The following is a 16,373-nucleotide window of genomic DNA, read 5'->3' on the forward strand; positions in this document are numbered from 1 at the left end:
TATACCGCTCAGTATTAAGTCGATATATTGCCAAAACAGGCCTCGCCGGATGCCCGGAGACGCGAATAAGCGTGTGGTCAACGAATTCACTTTTTGGGGAAAACATCATGACAGTTAAAAAAAGCGCACTGGCACTGCTGGCTTTACCTCTCTATTTTGCCTGTTCGGCGGCGAATGCCGATTTACTTGCCGATATGACCACCCGGGGAGAATTGAAATGTGCGGTCTATTCCGATGTGCCGCCGTTTTCCTCGCCGGATGCCAAAACCCGCCAGCTGGCAGGGATGGATGTTGACCTGTGCCAGGCGCTGGCGCAGCAGATGGGGCTGAAACTGACGCTGGTGCCCACCTCCGTCGAGGCGCGTATTGCGGTGATTGCCACCGGCCGCGCCGATGTGTTGATTGCTAACCTGGCGTACACCAAAACCCGCGGTAACCAGATCCAGTTCAGCGACCCGTACTACGTGGCAAAAGAGATGCTGCTGGTGAAAAAAGAGAACGCGGATAAAACCCTCGCCGACTTTAAAGGCAAGCGCATCAGCGCCACCAAAGGCACCACCCCGGAACAATCGATTGTGCTGAAAGGCGGGAAACCCGTGACCTTCCAGGACGCAGCCTCGGCATTCCTCGCCCTGGAGCAGAACAAAGCGGTCGGCTTTGTTACCAACACCATGACCGGCATCAAAATGATTTCGCAGGCGAAAAAAGACGGTATTGAACTGGCGATGATCAAAGAGCCGATGGCGCTGGAGCCGATCGGTGTGGGCATGAAGCGCGATGAACCGGCATTGCTGGCAAAAGTGAACGGCAGCCTGAAAGCGATGGATGATAACGGCACTATCGACAAAATCTGGGACACCTGGATTGGGCCAAATACCGAATACAAAATGGTGCGTGAAGAGCGCGTACAGCCACTGTCTAACCTGAAATTTGAACCGCTGGAATAAGTTATGGCCTGGATAGCGCAAGAGGCGTCGCTTATCGCCCTGGTGGATAACGCCGGGGAAATCACGCTCTCTACCATGGGAAGTCGCGCCTGGCTTGTGGAAGCACCGGGGGAATTCAGCCTTGCGGCGCAGCGCCGCATCTGGTCGCTGGCGCAGCGGCTCGCCACCTGGGATGACGTGGAGTCGTTGATCCCCGGCGTTACCAACCTGCTGGTGTTGTTGCGCCAGACGCCGGAGGATGCGGACGCGGTCGTACAACGCTTGCGTGCGTACTGGCAACAGGCGTGGGAAATCCACCCGCAGGGCAAACGCATTGATATTCCGGTGCATTATGGCGGGGAGCTGGCCTGCGATCTGGAGGCGGTTTGCCGCCATACCGGCCTGGCGGCCAGTGATGTTATTCGCCGCCACTATCAAGGAAATTACACGGTGGTGGCGCTGGGTAGCGCGCCGGGGTTTGGTTACTTACACGGGCTGGATCCGGCGCTTGCCACGCCGCGTAAAAAAGTACCGTCACTGAATATGCTCAAAGGCACGGTCACTATCGGTGGGCCGCAGACCGGTGTGTCGGTGCTCACCGGGCCAAACGGCTGGAACGCCATCGGCTTTGCCGAGATCGAGGTCTTCGACCCACTGGCATCGCCTCCGGCGTTGATGGCTCCGGGCGATACCATACGCTTTTTACCCGAAAGGATCGAACTGTGATTGAGATTGAGCGCACTGGTGCACTGAACACGGTGCAGGATCTCGGGCGCACCGCCTTTCGCCATTTGGGGGTGTCGGTCAGCGGCGTAATGGATCCGTTGGCGCTGCGTGCCGGGAACCTGTTGCTGGGTAACGACGAGAACGCCGCCGCCATTGAAGCGCAGGTCTTTCCGTTGCGCGTACGTTTTTTACAGGACACGGCGATTGCCGTGACCGGGGCGGATTGCCGGGCGTTGCTGGACGGCGTTGAACTGCCGCCGTGGTGGGGCTGCCGGGTCAAAAAAGGCCAATGGCTGGAGTTGCGTTATCCCCGGTCCGGTACGCGGGGCTATCTCTGCATTGCCGGGGGGATTGATGTGCCCAGGGTGCTTGGTTCGCGCAGTACCGCGCTGCGTGGTGGTTTTGGCGGTTTTCACGGGCGTACGCTTGCCGCGGGCGACCGGCTGCCGCTGGGGATGGTGGGTAACGTGACGCTGCCCGATGAGGGCGTGGGGATTGTGCCGCCCTCCGTTGCATTGCAGGACGTTTTTCCGCCTGCGGAGCATGGCGTGACGCCGGTACGGGCCATCCCGTCGGGGGAATATGCGTTGTTCGCCGCCGATCATCAACGCTTCTGGCAGCAGGCGTGGGCGATTTCACTGCAAAGTAACCGCACGGGCTACCGGCTGTCTGGCGCGCCGATTTTCCCGTCGCAGACAATTGAAATGCGCTCCTATGGCCTGATCCCCGGCATTGTGCAGGTACCGCCCGCCGGGGAGCCAATCATTCAGTTAAGCGATGCCAACACCGCAGGCGGTTACCCGAAAATCGCCTGCGTGATTGAAGAGGATCTCTGGCGGCTCGGGCAGTTACAGGCCGGGCAGTCGATTCAGTTAATCAAAAGCGATGCGAAACAGGCGATTGCTGCCCGCCGGGCGATTGACGGCTGGTTGCAACGGCTGCGCGATGTCGCCGCTTCATTAAACAGCGTGAGCGCATAATGATGAAAATCGATGTAAATTCCGATATGGGTGAAGGGTTTGGCGTCTACACACTGTGTGATGACGCAGCGCTGATGCAGCGGGTGTCATCCGCCAACATTGCCTGTGGCTTTCACGCGGGCGACCCGATGATTATGACGCAGATGGTGCGGCTGGCAAAAGCCAGTGGCGTCGGTATTGGCGCGCATCCGGGTCTGCCGGACCGACTGGGGTTTGGCCGTAAAGAGATGGCGTTTACTGCCGATGAGCTGTGCCAGCAGGTGGTGTATCAGATTGGTGCGCTACAGGCGATTGCTAAAGGGGAGGGCGTCGCGGTTTCCCATGTCAGTTTTCATGCGGCGATGGGCAATATGATTAACCGCGATGAGGCGCTGGCGTTGCAGGTGATGCAGGCGATTTACCGACTCGATCCTGCGCTGATTATTTTTTCGCAGCCGGAGACGATTATTGAACGGGCGGCGAAACGCGCCGGGTTGCAAAGCCTGACGCTGTTTCTTGCCGATCGTGCTTACGATGCAGAAGGGCGTCTGGTGCCGCGCGGTAAGCCGGGGGCGGTGATCAAAGAGGAAGGCGCCGTGCGCGGGCGTGTGCGGCAGTTTTTGCAGGACGGGACGGTGACCACCATTGAGCGGTTGGTGATCCCGGTGCGGGCGCATTCGATTCTGGTGCATAGTGATACGCCGGGTTCGGTGGAGCTGGCGGGGATTGTGCGTAGTGAGATTATTGCCTGTGGTGGGACGATTGCGCCGGCGGCGGAGGTGGTGAGGGATTGGGGTTAGTCGGTGGTGGAATAGTGGAATTGTTCCGCTTGCTAACGGTTGAGGGGCTGTTCTGTCAGATAACTTTTGTGGAATTGTTCTGTCGGATGGCTATTGTGGAATTGTTCCGTTCACTAAAGATACGGCAGACGCTTCACTCTGTTATGCGGTGAACGGGAGAAGGGGGGCTACCGCGCCCCCCTTCTCAATCCCCGCGGCCCCGCAGGGAAATCGGTGCTTCGCACTGCGCTCACCTCCCGCACCTCTTCCTGCGGCCGGCTCCACTCGACGTCCTGTCGAGAGTCGCCTCTGGTCGCCATCCCTGGCACCCAGTCCTTGTCTTCGGTGCTCCGGTTCGCCGATTTCAGCGGGGACTCAACCCCGCCGCTTTAACGATCCTGGGTCATAAAAAAGTCAGAGTGGCGGTAAGTTAAAGAGTGATGATTGTGTCACCCTGTTTTAACCAGCGAGGGGCTTTTAGCGTGCCAGCAAAGAAATCGACCAGCATATACAGCAAATCCCGCAAAACACGTTCAGATTGTGGTGCGAGAGTGCCACTCATCAGCAGTTGCGTTAACACCTGACAATAGCGACATAACTGGTCGGTTTCGGGTTCGAATATGGGAAAGTGAGCAGGAAAGCGATCAACGGTCAGGCTGGCTTTTAGCGCCTCAGGAACGGGTTCAAGCAGTGTAGGTTGTAACAGGGCAAGACAGGCAGAAAGCCTGCCGCAAAGCGCCATTTTCTGTAACGGATCGTCGCATTCCGCCAGCACTTCGGCAAAACGCTCGCAGTTATCCGCCAGCTCTGTGAAATCTGTTGTGTGGTTAAACGGTGAGGTAAATAGCGCCTGGTTCAGGATTGATGTTGTAGCCATAGACATAGCCTCGAGTGAGTCATGATGCTAACTGCCACCAGAGGTTCCAATCTCATTTGGTGGCAGAACCGAACAGGGTTGGAACTACCGGACTCACTGACCGGCGCGTCTTACGACGCCCCCATTCGGCCCGCCATTGAGATGTGGCCAAATGAACAACATAAAAAGTATGTCGCCAGTGAGTGAACAGGGTTCCAATCCCGACGCCTGATTTTGCAGGCGCGGAGAAAACATAGGACTAACACTTACAGGCGGCAAGGGATTATAGCTAACCTGATGAAGGAAAAGCCATTCCGGGAATCAGCTTCGCAAAAATCATGTAATACAGACTGAGATTGCAGGCGCGATACTTACAGCAATACCCATTTTTCAATTATCAAAAGCGACTGAAGCGGCGGGGTTGAGTCCCCGCTGAAATCGGCGAACCGGAGCACCGAAGACCAGGACTGGGCGCCAGGGATGGCGACCAGAGGCGACTCTCGGCAGGGATGCCGAGTGGAGCCGGCCGCAGGAAGAGGTGCGGGAGGTGAGCGCAGTGCGAAGCACCGATTTCGCTGCGGGGCCGCGGGGATTGAGAAGGGGGGCGCGGTAGCCCCCCTTCTCCCGTTCACCGCATAACCCAGTGAAGTGTCTGCCGTACCTTTAGTGAACGGAACAGTTCCACCTCTGTTAACCAGAGAACAATTCCACAAGAGCCACCCACCATCCCACAACGGTTAGCCAAATAACTCCACAGCTATCAAACATCCCCGATCAACGACACCCCTCACAAAACGCCGCCAGCCGCTCGCACCCCGTCTGCAACCGCTCCATACTGGTCGCATACGACAACCGAATATACGGACTCATACCGTAAGCCGCGCCCGGCACACTCACCACATGCTGCTCCTCAATCAACGCCATCACAAAATCAGCATCCGTATTCATCACCCGCCCACCGGCACTGGTTTTGCCGATAAACGCCGCAATATTTACAAACAAATAAAACGCCCCCTGCGGCTTATGGCAGCGCAGCCCCGCAATCGCCGCCAGCTTCTCCAGCACAAAATCGCGCCGCTTACGGTAAATCGCCGCCCGCTCTTGCAGCAGATCCTGCGGGCCATCCAGCACTGCAATAGCCGCCGCCTGCGCCACGGTCGCAATCCCGCCTGCGTTCTGCGTATTGACGTTGCTCATCGCTTTAATCAGCGGTGCAGGCCCGCCGCAAAAACCGAGACGCCAGCCGGTCATCGAGTAGGCTTTCGATACGCCATTCACCGTCAGCACACGGTCATACAGTTTCGGTTCAACCTGTGCGAGCGTAAGAAACGTGCAGCCGTCGTAAATCAGGTGTTCGTAAATATCATCGGTCAGGATCCAGATGTGCGGATGTTTGAGCATCACATCTGCAATAGCTTGCAACTCGTCGCGGCTGGCCACTGAGCCGGTCGGATTGCTGGGGTAGTTCAGCAGCAACCATTTGGTCTTGTCGGTGATCGCGGCGTCAATATTCTGCGGCAGCGGTTTAAAACCGTTCTCTTCGTCGCAGGGAATCGCAACCGGAATACCACCCGCAAAACGCACAATATCGGCATAGCTGATCCACGACGGCGTCGGGATCACCACCTCGTCACCGGGGTTAATGGTCGCCATCATCGCGTTAAAGATGATTTGCCTTGCGCCACCGGCGGTAATGATTTGGCTGACATCGTAGTTGAGATCGTTGTCGCGTTTAAATTTGCGGGCAATCGCCGCACGCAACGCGGGGGTGCCATCCGTGGGCGGGTAGCGGGTATCGCCCGCCAGCGCGGCCTGGTGTGCTGCTTCAATGGCATGGGCAGGCGTGGGGAAATCCGGTTCGCCCGTCGAGAGCCCCACCACGTCGATACCTTGTGCGGCGAGGTCGCGCGCTTTTTGCGTCATAGCGACAGAGGCGGAAATGGCAATGTTGTTAAGTCTATCGGCAATATCAGGCATAGCACAGGTGTTCCATCAGGTTCGGCTGGACGCCGCGCATGCACACGGCGGATGCATGTCATCACGAGGATGACCCCCTGAGCATAGGGAACAGCCAAAGCGGGCGGCTAATACTGCTTTGTTGTGGCGACATAACACAAAATGATGACTGGCACGGCGGGAAAACACCGCAACGATGCACCAGACGCTCGCGTTGCACCGTGACGGTGCGTAAAAACCCCGGTGTAATGCGGTTTTGCAATGCGCGCATTTTTCATCGGGCGCGCAAGCCATAAGCTGCCTGTGTGACCGCTTTGCGCAACAACGAACCAGAACTGGCACAGCCATTGCTTTAGTGATGATAAAGCCCTCACTGGAGAGACCGCCATGAATCTGCGTCGCCTGAAATATTTCATTAAAATCGTCGATGTGGGCAGCCTGACCCAGGCTGCGGATATTCTGCATATTGCTCAGCCTGCATTAAGCCAGCAGCTTGCCACCCTCGAAGGGGAGGTGAACCAGCAGTTGCTCATCCGCACCAAACGCGGCGTAACGCCCACCACGGCGGGCAATATTCTCTACACGCACGCGCAGGCTATTTTGCGCCAGTGCGCTCAGGCGCAAAGTGCCATTGATCGCGCGGGCATGGAGCTGTGCGGCAATGTCTCCGTGGGCCTGGCGCCAGGGACGGCGGCGCAGCAACTGGCGATCCCTTTAATGAAAGAGGTTCGTCGCCAGCATCCGGGCATTACCCTCTATTTTAATGAAAACTTCGGCACCACTCTCAGCGAGCTGATCATGAACGGGCGCATGGACATGGCGGTGATTTACGACAACCGCAATATCCACGGTTTGCGTTTTATTCCGCTGATGAAAGAGCATCTCTGTTTTGTTTGCCCGCATGCCGTGGACAAACCGGTGAAAGAGATCGCGCTGGCGGACGTGGCCCGTTATGACCTGTTCCTGCCACGCATTTACAACATCATGCGCAAAGTGGTGGACGATGCGTTTGTGAAGCAGGGCATTGATTACCGCGTGAGCAGCGAGATCGAATCGCAAACCACGCTCAATGCCGCGCTTGCTGCCGGGTTAGGCTGCACCATTATGCCGGAGTCCGCCGCCCGCGCGATGCTGAAAGCCGCCGATGCCTGGATGGCGAAGATCGTCGAACCAGATGTGTACGCCTCGCTGTCATTCTGCATGTCGGATCATCTGCCGCTTTCTGAACCTGCCGAAGCGGTGAAGACCATTTTGTTGTCGCTGATGGCGAACCGTACGCCCGACAACCGTCCGTTAACCCTGGTGAGCTAATAAGCCTCGCTTATTACCGCAAAGCGAAACCCTCTTACAGGCCCGGCGGCGCGGCAGGATAGAGTAAATCCCGACGATTGCTGCCAATAACGGGCCGGATATGGATGAAAACAAAATAACGCTGCGCCAACTACGCGCGCTGGCGCGGGCTTTGCGCGCTACCACAATTAACCGCCTTGAGCTGACAGGCGAAAACTGGTCGCTACGCATGACCAGCGCACCACCGTCGCCAACCTTAATGGCTCCCGTCGCTACCGTTGAATCACCCGTGCTTCGAACCCCGCTTTGCGCGCCTGCGCCAGGGCGAGTGTTGCTGCGTCATCCGCTGTTGGCGGACGATTTCGCCGGGAGTGGCGCGCACGTTATCCGCCACCAGTTACTGGCGCTGCTTCAGGTTGGCGCGCTGTATCTGCCGCTGCGCAGCCCGGCGGCGGGCACCGTGTCATTTGCGCTGTCGCATAACGACACGGTGGAGTTTGACGAGGAAATTCTTTTTATTCATGAAGATAGCCAGGCTTAAGCAGGATTATAAGTCACCCTTATTGCCTCAAACCATTTATGTCTTATACCGCCGCGGCATAACTGAATAGAGTCAAAAATACGCAATAAAACGACGGTGCGTTAACCCGCCGCCGTCCTGACAGGAGAGGCAACATGCCATTTTCAGATTATAAAGTCGCCCTGGTTACCGGCGCGTCCGCCGGGATGGGCGAAGCGATTGTTGAACGTTTGTGCAAGGAAGGCATCACGGTACACGCGGTTGCCCGCCGCCGGGAACAACTGGCGGCGCTGGCGGACCGAACCGGCTGCATTCCTCACGCGCTGGATGTGGCGGATCTCGATGCGCTCACCCGCCTGTGCAGCGATTTGCAGGTCGACATACTGGTTAACAATGCCGGGGTTTCCCGCCCGGGTTCCATTCTCAGCGCCGATGAAGAAGCCATCGATACACAGGTGGATGTTAACCTGCGTGCGGTGCTGCACCTGTGCCGCCTGCTGGTGCCGGGGATGGTAGCGCGCGACTGCGGCCATATCATCAATATCACCTCGATAGCCGCCATTTATAACTTCAACGGCAACTCGATTTACCACGCCACCAAAGCGGGCGTGCATGCCTTATCTCGCCAGTTACGTGTCGACTGTTACGGCAAACGCGTGCGTGTGACCGAAATCTGCCCAGGTCGCGTGGCGACGGACATTTTCGGCAATGTCTCTGGCGACCATGAAGATGCGCGCAAACGCTTTATTGATGGTTTTGAACTGCCGCAGGCCAGCGACATTGCCGATTGCGTGGCCTTTGCCCTTGCCGCACCGGTGGCGGTGAACATTGGCAACATTGAAATCATGCCGACGTTGCAGGTGCCTGGCGGCTTGTCCACTATGCGCCCTGGCGAACACACGCTCTGAAGGAGACCCTCATGGCGCTCGATTTTTCCGCTGTGCTGACCGGCCAACATGGCGACATGATCGTCCGGGGGGCGACGGTTACGCTGGAACTGGCGTTGGGCGCCTGGCTATTGGCCATGTTCATCGCGCTGTTGTTGGTGATTATCCGCCTGAGTGCAAACCGCTACGCCACGCGGCTGGTGGCGGCCTATGTTTCGTATCACCGCAATGTGCCGACGCTTATCCAGTTAATGATGTGGTATTTCGCCATTCCCACGCTGCTGCCGGAGTCGGTGCAGATGTGGGTCAACGACCTCAATGCCGAGTTTCTGTTTTCGATGTTTGCCCTTGGCCTGTGCCAGGCGGCTTACTTTTCCGAGGATATCCGCAGCGGGTTGCGGGCCATTCCGGATGGGCAGAACGAGGCGGCCCGCGCGCTGGGCATGGGTTATATGCGGGCGATGGGATCGGTCATTTTGCCGCAGGGGATCCGTAATGCATTGCCGTCGTTGATTAACCACAGCGTACTGCTGTTTAAAAACACCAGCCTGGCAATGGTGATCGGCGTAACGGAACTCACTTACGTGACGCGCGATCTCGAAAACCAGACTTTCCGTACCTTTGAAGCCTATGCGATTGGCACGGTGGGGTATCTGGCGTTTTCGCTGTTGTTGATGGGGCTGGGCGCGCTGCTGGCGCGTCGTTTTCAACGTGCCTACGCGAGGTAAGCGCCGTGTTTGATTTTTTCACCATATTACATGACCACGGCATGCTGTTCCTGATGGGGCAGTACCCGAATGGTCCGCTGGGCGGCGTGCTGTGCACGCTGGTTATCTCGCTACTGGCCGTTGTCCTTTCGTTCCCGCTTGGCGTGCTGGTGGGGCTGGCACGGTTATCGCCGTGGCGCTGGTTAAGCTGGCCTGCCGCCTGCTGGGTTTACACCCTGCGCGGCATTCCGCTGATGATGGTGGTGTTCTGGACCTATTTTTGCGTGCCGTTGCTGATTGGTCAGAACATCAGCGGCTTCTCCACCATGCTCTGTACGCTGGTGATTTACGAGAGCGCCTATATTGCCGAGATCGTACGCGGCGGCATCCAGGCGCTGCCGCACGGGCAGTATGAAGCGTCACGCGCGCTGGGGATGAGCCATCTGAAGACCCTGCGGTTGGTGATTTTGCCGCAGGCGCTGTTTAATTCGCTGCCAAGCCTTGTGAGCCAACTGGTGTCGATCATTAAAGACAGCACGCTGGGCTATGTCATTAACGTGCCGGAGCTGACATACGCCGCCAATCAGGTGAGCAATCAGTTACTGACCAAACCGTTCCAGGTCTTCGCCATCGTTGCGCTGAGCTATTACATCATCTGTTTTAGTCTGACCTGGCTGGCAAACCGGCTTGAGAGGTGGGTTGAGGAAAAGCGCCTGAGCGCTAAAGCACAACCCGGCAGGCGTGAGACTGACGCGGAGTTACTCTTTGCCGACAGCAATCTGAATAAGGAAACACCATGATCCCGATGATTTTATTTAATCAGGTTAACAAGTGGTACGGCGAGTACCAGGCGCTGACCGACCTGAGTGCGGAAGTGAAGGCGGGCGAAGTGGTGGTGGTTTGCGGGCCATCCGGCTCGGGAAAATCGACGCTGATTCGCACGGTTAACCGCCTGGAGCCAATAGAAAAAGGGCAGATCCTGTTTGATGGTATCGACATCCACGGCAGCAGCACGCGCCTTAATCAGTTGCGTACGCGCATCGGGTTTGTGTTCCAGAACTTCAACCTGTTTCCACACGTTTCGGTGCTGGACAATATCATGATGTCGCCGGTCAAAGTGCTGGGTGTGAAACGGTCGGAAGCACGTAAGCACGCCGGGGAATTACTGGAAAGGGTCGGGCTGTCGCACAAAGCGAATGCTTATCCGGCGCAGCTTTCTGGCGGGCAACAGCAGCGGGTGGCGATTGCCCGTGCGCTGGCGATGAAACCGCCGGTGATGCTGTTTGATGAGCCGACTTCAGCGCTGGACCCGGAAATGGTTGGTGAAGTGTTGAGCGTGATGCGCTCGCTGGCGCAGGAGGGGATGACCATGATGTGTGTTACTCACGAGATGCACTTCGCCCGTGATGTGGCGGACACCATCTGGTTTATGGATCAGGGGCGGATTCTGGAAAAATCCACGCCGGAAGCGTTCTTTCAGGCGCCGAAACACCCACGCGCGCAGCGCTTTTTAAGCGATTTAATCAACTGATGCCTGCATAACCGCAGCACGGAGGTTAGCAAGCTTTCGCCGGCTGGCGGAAAAAATCCTCATGCAGCGCCACCTGATTGCGCCCGCGTTTTTTGGCCGTGTACAGCGCCGTGTCCGCTGCGCTGTACAGCGTTTCGAAATCGCTCTCTTTCGCGCCGAGACTGACGCCAAAACTGGCCGTGACCCACTGCCCGGGCAGCACCTCCAGCGGTGAGGCATTGAGCGAGGCATGAATATAGCTGGCGATAATCATCGCCTCTTCAATGCGCGCTTCAGGCAGCACAATGGTGAACTCCTCACCACCCACGCGACCAATCGCTGCGCTTTGCGGCACGGCGCGGCGCACGCGCGACACCAGCGAGCAGATCACCCGGTCGCCCATCGGGTGACCGTACTCGTCGTTAATGCGTTTGAAATGGTCAATATCCAGCAGGATCAGCGCAACGCTGCCGGTGGTCAGCCCCTGATTGATCTGGTTGATGATCGCGCTGCGGTTGAATACCGCCGTCAGCGGATCGTGCGTCGCTTCATACTCCAGACGCGCCGCCAGTTGCTGGAGCTGCTCGTTCATGCGGTTTAGCTCACGCTCCGCGCGGTCGCTGCGTGAAATCAGCCGATACGATTCGCGGATCAGACGCTGATAGTGTTTGGCGACCCCCCACAGCTTCTCACGGCACGCATCGGCGGTGAGCTGACGATCGGCGGCGGCCAGCCGGGCATCTTCGAGAACGGAATACTCCTCCCGGAACAGCTCATTGATATCTAGCATGCGTTGATGTCCGGAATAAGAAACACCGCCAGCGAAGGGAAGTCGATGCGCAACTCCTGACCAAACTCTTCGGAGATATCGTCTTCGGCGTCGTAGTACCAGTGCAGTTCGCAGGGGACGTCCTGCCTGGCGTGATCGTTCAGGCTTTCAAACAGGGTGAACAGCAGCTTGGTGCTGGAACTGTTGAAATAACTCAACGCAACGTGCAACTGCACCGGCGTTGGCGTTTGCGGCCGGGTTTGCAGCCAGCTTTCCGTTGCGTCCAGTAGCGGGCGGAAGAACGCGGCGGCGTTTTCCGGGTAGGCTTCACCTTTGAGCAGCAGTCGCTGCGCGGCAAAATCGAACTTCACCTCCGGCGTGGCGGCGGTGGCGGTCAGCTCAATCGGGGGCGTCAGTGTCGTATCAGTCATGGCAAAAGGTTGCCTTTAAGTGAAAGGCGGAGAGGTTGCCTGCCGCCAGTGGATGAATGCGATATTCCAGCGGTGCGCTGGTATCCCGCGCCATGGTCAGCAAACCGATGTTCGCGCCTTTGCTGGTCGTCGGCGCTTCTGCGCGCAGTCCTTGCTTCCAGGCATCGCGAATTTCCGCTTGCGTCATCGTACGCAGGACTTCGAGGTTGGTTTGCAACAAGGAAGAGGCTTCCGGCCCCACGAGGTTTGCGGTTTCGAGGTAATAGTGGGCGGTGTCCATATGGAAGCAGACAGAGCCAAAACGCAGCTCATCCTGACCGGTGCATAAAAAGCGCTCGTCGGATGAGTAGCGCACAATGTTCTGCCCCATCTCGATAAACACCGAGAACAGTTTACGGCGCGTGACGGCGGAAGATTCGTGCTTATCGAGCCATGTGCGAATAACGTCGCCCAGCGAAACGATATGCTGCTGAGAAAAATAACCCGTATAAAACAGCTCAACGGCATTTTGCCGTTGCAGGGTAAAAAGGGGTAACAGGACGGCTTCTTTGCCCTGCAAGTCGTTTATTTGCATGCTTTTATCTACCAGCGAAAACCAAACCATGTCATGTCGTCACGGGACGCCTGTTGCCCCTGCCAGCTTTTCAACGCCTTTAGCAGGACGTCGGAAAGTCCGGACATCGGCAACGCGCGGTGTTGCGCCAACAATGACTGAATACGTTTCTTACCAAACATAATGTCGCGCGGGCCGCCGGGCTGGTCGGTCGCACCATCGGACACCAGCAAAAAAGTATCGCCACGTTGCAGTGGTGCCGAATAACGCTGCCACTGGTAGTCTTCCGGCGTATCGGTATAGCCGATGCCTTTGCGGCAACTCTCCAGCGCGACAACGTGATCGGCCTCTGCGCTGAGCATAAAGGCGTGCATACGGGCGCTGGCCCAACTGACCTGTGCGTTATGGGTGTCGACATACAGAGCAATAGCGTCGCAACCGTCGTTCGACTGGCTGCGATCGGCGGAAGGGTGCACCTGGCTTAGCGTCTGTTTAATGTGTTGATTGATATGGCTAAGCAGTTGCTCTGGTGCCTCCGCCGGGGCCAGAGTGAGCGCTTTTTCCAGCGCCGAAGAGAAAATGAACGTCATAAATGCGCCGGGAACACCGTGGCCGGTACAGTCCGCCAGCACCATCAGCCAGCCATTTTCACTGCGCTGAAAGGCATAAATATCCCCCCCGACGCAGTCGCGCGGATGCCAGTACAAACACCAGTCCTCCAGCGTTTGTTCAATGGTGTTGCGCGAACGGCTCAGCATCGATTCCTGGATAATGCGCGCGTACTCAAGGCTTTGCATAATTTGCAAATGCTGTTTGGCCTGCAAATCCGACACGGTGCGAATCAGGTCGATGCCCAGACCAATCCCGATGTACTGCCCCTGCTGGGTGAGAATAAAGCCTTCCGTCACCGCTTTATCACCGGTTTCGATCACCCGTTCCGACAGGTACTCCAGACCGGCATCGGCATCGACGATCAGCGGGCTTTTATCCATAAAGGCGATGCAGCTTTTCTGATCGTAAAGTTCATGGAAAAAGGGGCGGCTCATCTGCGACAAAAAAATGTGGCGGTTAATCATGCCAATAGGACGATGGTTCTCCAGCACCGGCAGGCCAATCAACGCATTATGTTCGTTAAACAGCGACATCACCTGCGCATTGTTATTGTCTGGCGTTACGTGCGGTACGGCGAGGCGCAAAATACCGGCGTTAAGCTGTCGGGATGAAAGCGGGATATCCATGTTCTGGCAGAACCTGATAATGAGAATATTCTTAGATTAGGGCGGGTTTGTGACGGTTTGATTTCAGGTCAGTAAGCCGATGAATAACGGGAGATTATGGCTCTTTAAGCCAAATCTCAGCCAGATGCTCGGCCATTAAGGTGTGGGCAGAAAGATGCGTGAACGATCGCAGGTAATGAACGCCACACAGCTTTCGGATTGTGTTTTTCTGAACTGGCAAGCAGATTTATTGCTGGCGTTGTAGACGGAAATTGCCTTTTGAGGCAATTTTCTGTCAGTGTTACTATCGAGTCATGGAGGATCTCACGTGTTCAACGTGATTTTGCACGAGGACGTGCCTGCTGAGATTGCTTGCTTGTCGCCTGTGATCAGAGCAAAACTTATTCGCTTGATTGATAAGTTACAAGCGAATGCGACGACCCTACGGGAACCAGATAGTCGGCATCTGTGTAATGGATTATTTGAGATTAGAACCATGGGAATTGATATAGCGAGAGGCCTGTATGCTTATCAGAAGGGAAAAAGAATCTATCTGCTAAGGGTCTTCATTAAGAAAACGCAGAAAACCCCTTCCGGTGAGATTGCGCTTGCGTTCGCAAGATTAGAGGAGATGTTAGCCTGTGAAAAAATCTAAAAGTGTCGCATGGGAAACGGTGCGGGCAGAGTTGATGTCTGATCCCGATGTTCAGGCGGCGTATGAGGCGGAAGAGCGGAAAATGCGTTTACAGGCGATGCTTGCGGAGTGGCGTCGCCATGCCGGGCTTACTCGGGCGCAGGTGGCTGAGCGTATGGGGGTGACGCCGCCGACTGTCTCGCGTATGGAAGCCAATGTGATTAAAGCGAGCCTTGAGACGTTGGCCCGGTACGCCAGAGCCTGTGGCATTAAACATCCTCAAATTACGCTTTAAACGCAGCCAGGCCGAATATAAGTAAAAAAAAGCCCGCACTTGTCAGGCGGGCAAAAAATACTGGAAGCAATGTGAGCAATGTCGTACCGAATACCTGAGTGTTTGACTCAACTATTCGGTAATGAGAAAGATAATCTTTATCATCTTAACAATCAACCCCGCATTGAGTGCGGGATCATGCACTTAATATCTCCAGCGCCATAAACTCACCCCAGCTCACCTCATCAATGTGAATGCCTTCCTGCTGACGACGGGCATAAGCGCGCCGTTCCGGCTCTCCCGGGATCTGCACATCGCGGCCTTGCTGATCGTTGCGCACCCAGTCCACCTGCGCCAGAAGTTCCTGCTGATAGTGCTCGCCTGCGCCCAAACGCTGCGGGTCAAACAGAATCGACAACATGTTGTTGATAATGCCCGCGCGGGGAGGAATTTGATGGCTTTCCGTTTCGCCGCCGGTCAGCGCGGCACCGAGCAGGCTGCAAATCAGCGACAGCCCCGCACCTTTATGACCGCCAAAGGGCAGCAGTGCACCACGGGGTTCGGTCATTAATACACCGGGATCGGTGGTCGGCTGGCCGTTGGCGTCTACCGCGCAGCCTTCAGGAATTGGCCGGCCTTCATTCCAGGCCACGCGGGCTTTATTCCCGGCGATGGCGCTGGTGGCGAAATCCAGCACCACTGGCGGGCGGTTCTGTAACGGGATACCGACGCAAAAGGGATTGGTGCCAAGCCGGGGTCGCAGTCCCTCGAACGGCAACACCGCCGATGGGGCGGCGACGTTGGCAAAATGGATCGATACCAGCCCGGCGTCGGCGACCTGTTCCGCCCACGCGCCAATACGTCCAAGATGGTGTGAATTCGCCAGACCGACAATCGCCACGCCAAATTGCCGGACGCGCTCAATACCGGCCGTCATCGCCTGTTCACCGAGCAACTGACCAAACCCGTGTTCGCCCTGAAAGGAGAGGATTGGCCCGGCGTCACGCACGGTTTTCAGTTCAGCATTGGCGTTAAGATCGCCTGCCAGAATCGCGCGGATATAGCGGGGCAGCAGCGTCACACCATGGGAATCGTGGCCTTTTAACGAGGCTTCCACCAGGTTATCCGCAACTTTTTTCGCGATCTCCGGTGCGGTATTCACCCGCACCAGCTGCTGTTGCAGCAATACGCGCAAATGTTGATGTGAAAATAGAGGCATAATCCCTGTACTCATAGAGGATAATAAAGAGGTGTTTTCGACTATAACGACGATATATTTGTTACATAACCATTAAAAATAACTATCCTTTGCCATTTATTGAATAATGCCGCGAGGGAAAAGCTATTTTTAATTTTCAACTAAGCATTGCTGATTAAAT

19 protein-coding genes are annotated in these 16,373 nt (G+C 56.5%); 12 read left to right on the forward strand and 7 right to left on the reverse strand.

Features of this window, described 5'->3' with window-relative positions; genetic code table 11:
• Positions 1-107 precede the first annotated feature (107 nt).
• Genes N7922_RS07340 through N7922_RS07355 form a run of 4 tightly spaced genes read left to right on the forward strand, consistent with a single transcriptional unit; the run spans position 108 to position 3,411 of the window.
• Entirely contained in the window at positions 108-947 is an 840-nt protein-coding gene (locus N7922_RS07340) for a transporter substrate-binding domain-containing protein (protein ID WP_263099905.1), read from the forward strand.
• A 3-nt stretch (positions 948-950) separates the two neighbouring features.
• Positions 951-1,652 (forward strand): 5-oxoprolinase subunit PxpB, encoded by a 702-nt coding sequence (gene pxpB / locus N7922_RS07345; RefSeq protein WP_263099906.1) that lies wholly within the window; start codon positions 951-953, stop codon positions 1,650-1,652.
• Entirely contained in the window at positions 1,649-2,632 is a 984-nt protein-coding gene (locus N7922_RS07350; protein ID WP_263099907.1) for a biotin-dependent carboxyltransferase family protein, read from the forward strand. Before pxpB ends, N7922_RS07350 begins: the two co-directional genes overlap by 4 nt.
• A gap of 2 nt (positions 2,633-2,634) precedes the next feature.
• Positions 2,635-3,411 (forward strand): 5-oxoprolinase subunit PxpA, encoded by a 777-nt coding sequence (locus N7922_RS07355; RefSeq protein ID WP_263100852.1) that lies wholly within the window; start codon positions 2,635-2,637, stop codon positions 3,409-3,411.
• Positions 3,412-3,820: 409 nt separating this feature from the next.
• Here N7922_RS07355 and N7922_RS07360 read toward each other — a convergent pair whose 3' ends face one another.
• Positions 3,821-4,267, reverse strand: a complete 447-nt coding sequence (locus N7922_RS07360) for a hypothetical protein (protein WP_263099908.1) — start codon at positions 4,265-4,267, stop codon at positions 3,821-3,823.
• Positions 4,268-5,020: 753 nt separating this feature from the next.
• The gene (locus tag N7922_RS07365) at positions 5,021-6,223 is read right to left on the reverse strand and encodes a pyridoxal phosphate-dependent aminotransferase (protein WP_263099909.1); all 1,203 of its coding nucleotides are present in this window, start codon (positions 6,221-6,223) and stop codon (positions 5,021-5,023) included.
• Positions 6,224-6,589: 366 nt separating this feature from the next.
• Between N7922_RS07365 and nac the strand changes: the two genes are divergently transcribed.
• From nac to N7922_RS07395, 6 genes are all read left to right on the forward strand, one after another.
• Positions 6,590-7,513 carry a nitrogen assimilation transcriptional regulator NAC gene (gene nac / locus N7922_RS07370; protein WP_263099910.1) on the forward strand — a complete coding sequence of 308 codons (924 nt, stop codon included), beginning with the start codon at positions 6,590-6,592 and terminating at the stop codon, positions 7,511-7,513.
• Between the two features lie 100 nt (positions 7,514-7,613).
• The gene (locus tag N7922_RS07375; RefSeq protein ID WP_263099911.1) at positions 7,614-8,033 is read left to right on the forward strand and encodes an acetyl-CoA carboxylase; all 420 of its coding nucleotides are present in this window, start codon (positions 7,614-7,616) and stop codon (positions 8,031-8,033) included.
• Between the two features lie 134 nt (positions 8,034-8,167).
• On the forward strand, positions 8,168-8,920 hold the full coding sequence (locus N7922_RS07380; RefSeq protein WP_263099912.1) for an SDR family oxidoreductase: 753 nt from the start codon (positions 8,168-8,170) through the stop codon (positions 8,918-8,920).
• Positions 8,921-8,931: 11 nt separating this feature from the next.
• Positions 8,932-9,627 carry an amino acid ABC transporter permease gene (locus tag N7922_RS07385; protein ID WP_263099913.1) on the forward strand — a complete coding sequence of 232 codons (696 nt, stop codon included), beginning with the start codon at positions 8,932-8,934 and terminating at the stop codon, positions 9,625-9,627.
• Positions 9,628-9,632: 5 nt separating this feature from the next.
• Complete coding sequence (locus N7922_RS07390) at positions 9,633-10,406, forward strand: amino acid ABC transporter permease (RefSeq protein ID WP_263099914.1); 774 nt, start codon at positions 9,633-9,635, stop codon at positions 10,404-10,406.
• Positions 10,403-11,137, forward strand: coding sequence for an amino acid ABC transporter ATP-binding protein (locus N7922_RS07395; RefSeq protein WP_317633850.1), 735 nt, complete (start codon positions 10,403-10,405; stop codon positions 11,135-11,137). Before N7922_RS07390 ends, N7922_RS07395 begins: the two co-directional genes overlap by 4 nt.
• Before the next feature lie 25 nt (positions 11,138-11,162).
• Here the strand turns inward: N7922_RS07395 and N7922_RS07400 are convergent, their stop codons facing one another.
• From N7922_RS07400 to N7922_RS07415, 4 genes are read right to left on the reverse strand one after another with little or no spacing between them, the layout of a single operon-like run.
• A complete protein-coding gene (locus tag N7922_RS07400; protein ID WP_263099915.1) occupies positions 11,163-11,906 on the reverse strand; it encodes a GGDEF domain-containing protein in 744 nt (247 codons plus the stop codon).
• Entirely contained in the window at positions 11,900-12,316 is a 417-nt protein-coding gene (locus N7922_RS07405) for a DUF1987 domain-containing protein (RefSeq protein WP_263099916.1), read from the reverse strand. Before N7922_RS07405 ends, N7922_RS07400 begins: the two co-directional genes overlap by 7 nt.
• Positions 12,309-12,890, reverse strand: coding sequence for a SiaB family protein kinase (locus N7922_RS07410; protein ID WP_263099917.1), 582 nt, complete (start codon positions 12,888-12,890; stop codon positions 12,309-12,311). Before N7922_RS07410 ends, N7922_RS07405 begins: the two co-directional genes overlap by 8 nt.
• Positions 12,891-12,898: 8 nt before the next feature.
• The gene (locus N7922_RS07415) at positions 12,899-14,107 is read right to left on the reverse strand and encodes a SpoIIE family protein phosphatase (protein ID WP_263099918.1); all 1,209 of its coding nucleotides are present in this window, start codon (positions 14,105-14,107) and stop codon (positions 12,899-12,901) included.
• A 307-nt stretch (positions 14,108-14,414) separates the two neighbouring features.
• Here N7922_RS07415 and N7922_RS07420 point away from each other — a divergent pair, with 307 nt between their 5' ends.
• The gene (locus N7922_RS07420; protein ID WP_263099919.1) at positions 14,415-14,741 is read left to right on the forward strand and encodes a type II toxin-antitoxin system RelE/ParE family toxin; all 327 of its coding nucleotides are present in this window, start codon (positions 14,415-14,417) and stop codon (positions 14,739-14,741) included.
• A gap of 34 nt (positions 14,742-14,775) precedes the next feature.
• Complete coding sequence (locus tag N7922_RS07425; protein WP_263100854.1) at positions 14,776-15,015, forward strand: helix-turn-helix domain-containing protein; 240 nt, start codon at positions 14,776-14,778, stop codon at positions 15,013-15,015.
• Positions 15,016-15,190: 175 nt separating this feature from the next.
• Here the strand turns inward: N7922_RS07425 and N7922_RS07430 are convergent, their stop codons facing one another.
• The gene (locus N7922_RS07430) at positions 15,191-16,213 is read right to left on the reverse strand and encodes a malate/lactate/ureidoglycolate dehydrogenase (RefSeq protein ID WP_263099920.1); all 1,023 of its coding nucleotides are present in this window, start codon (positions 16,211-16,213) and stop codon (positions 15,191-15,193) included.
• Between the last annotated feature and the right edge of the window lie 160 nt (positions 16,214-16,373).

It is taken from the genome of Kosakonia sp. ML.JS2a (assembly GCF_025642095.1).
GTDB lineage: Bacteria > Pseudomonadota > Gammaproteobacteria > Enterobacterales > Enterobacteriaceae.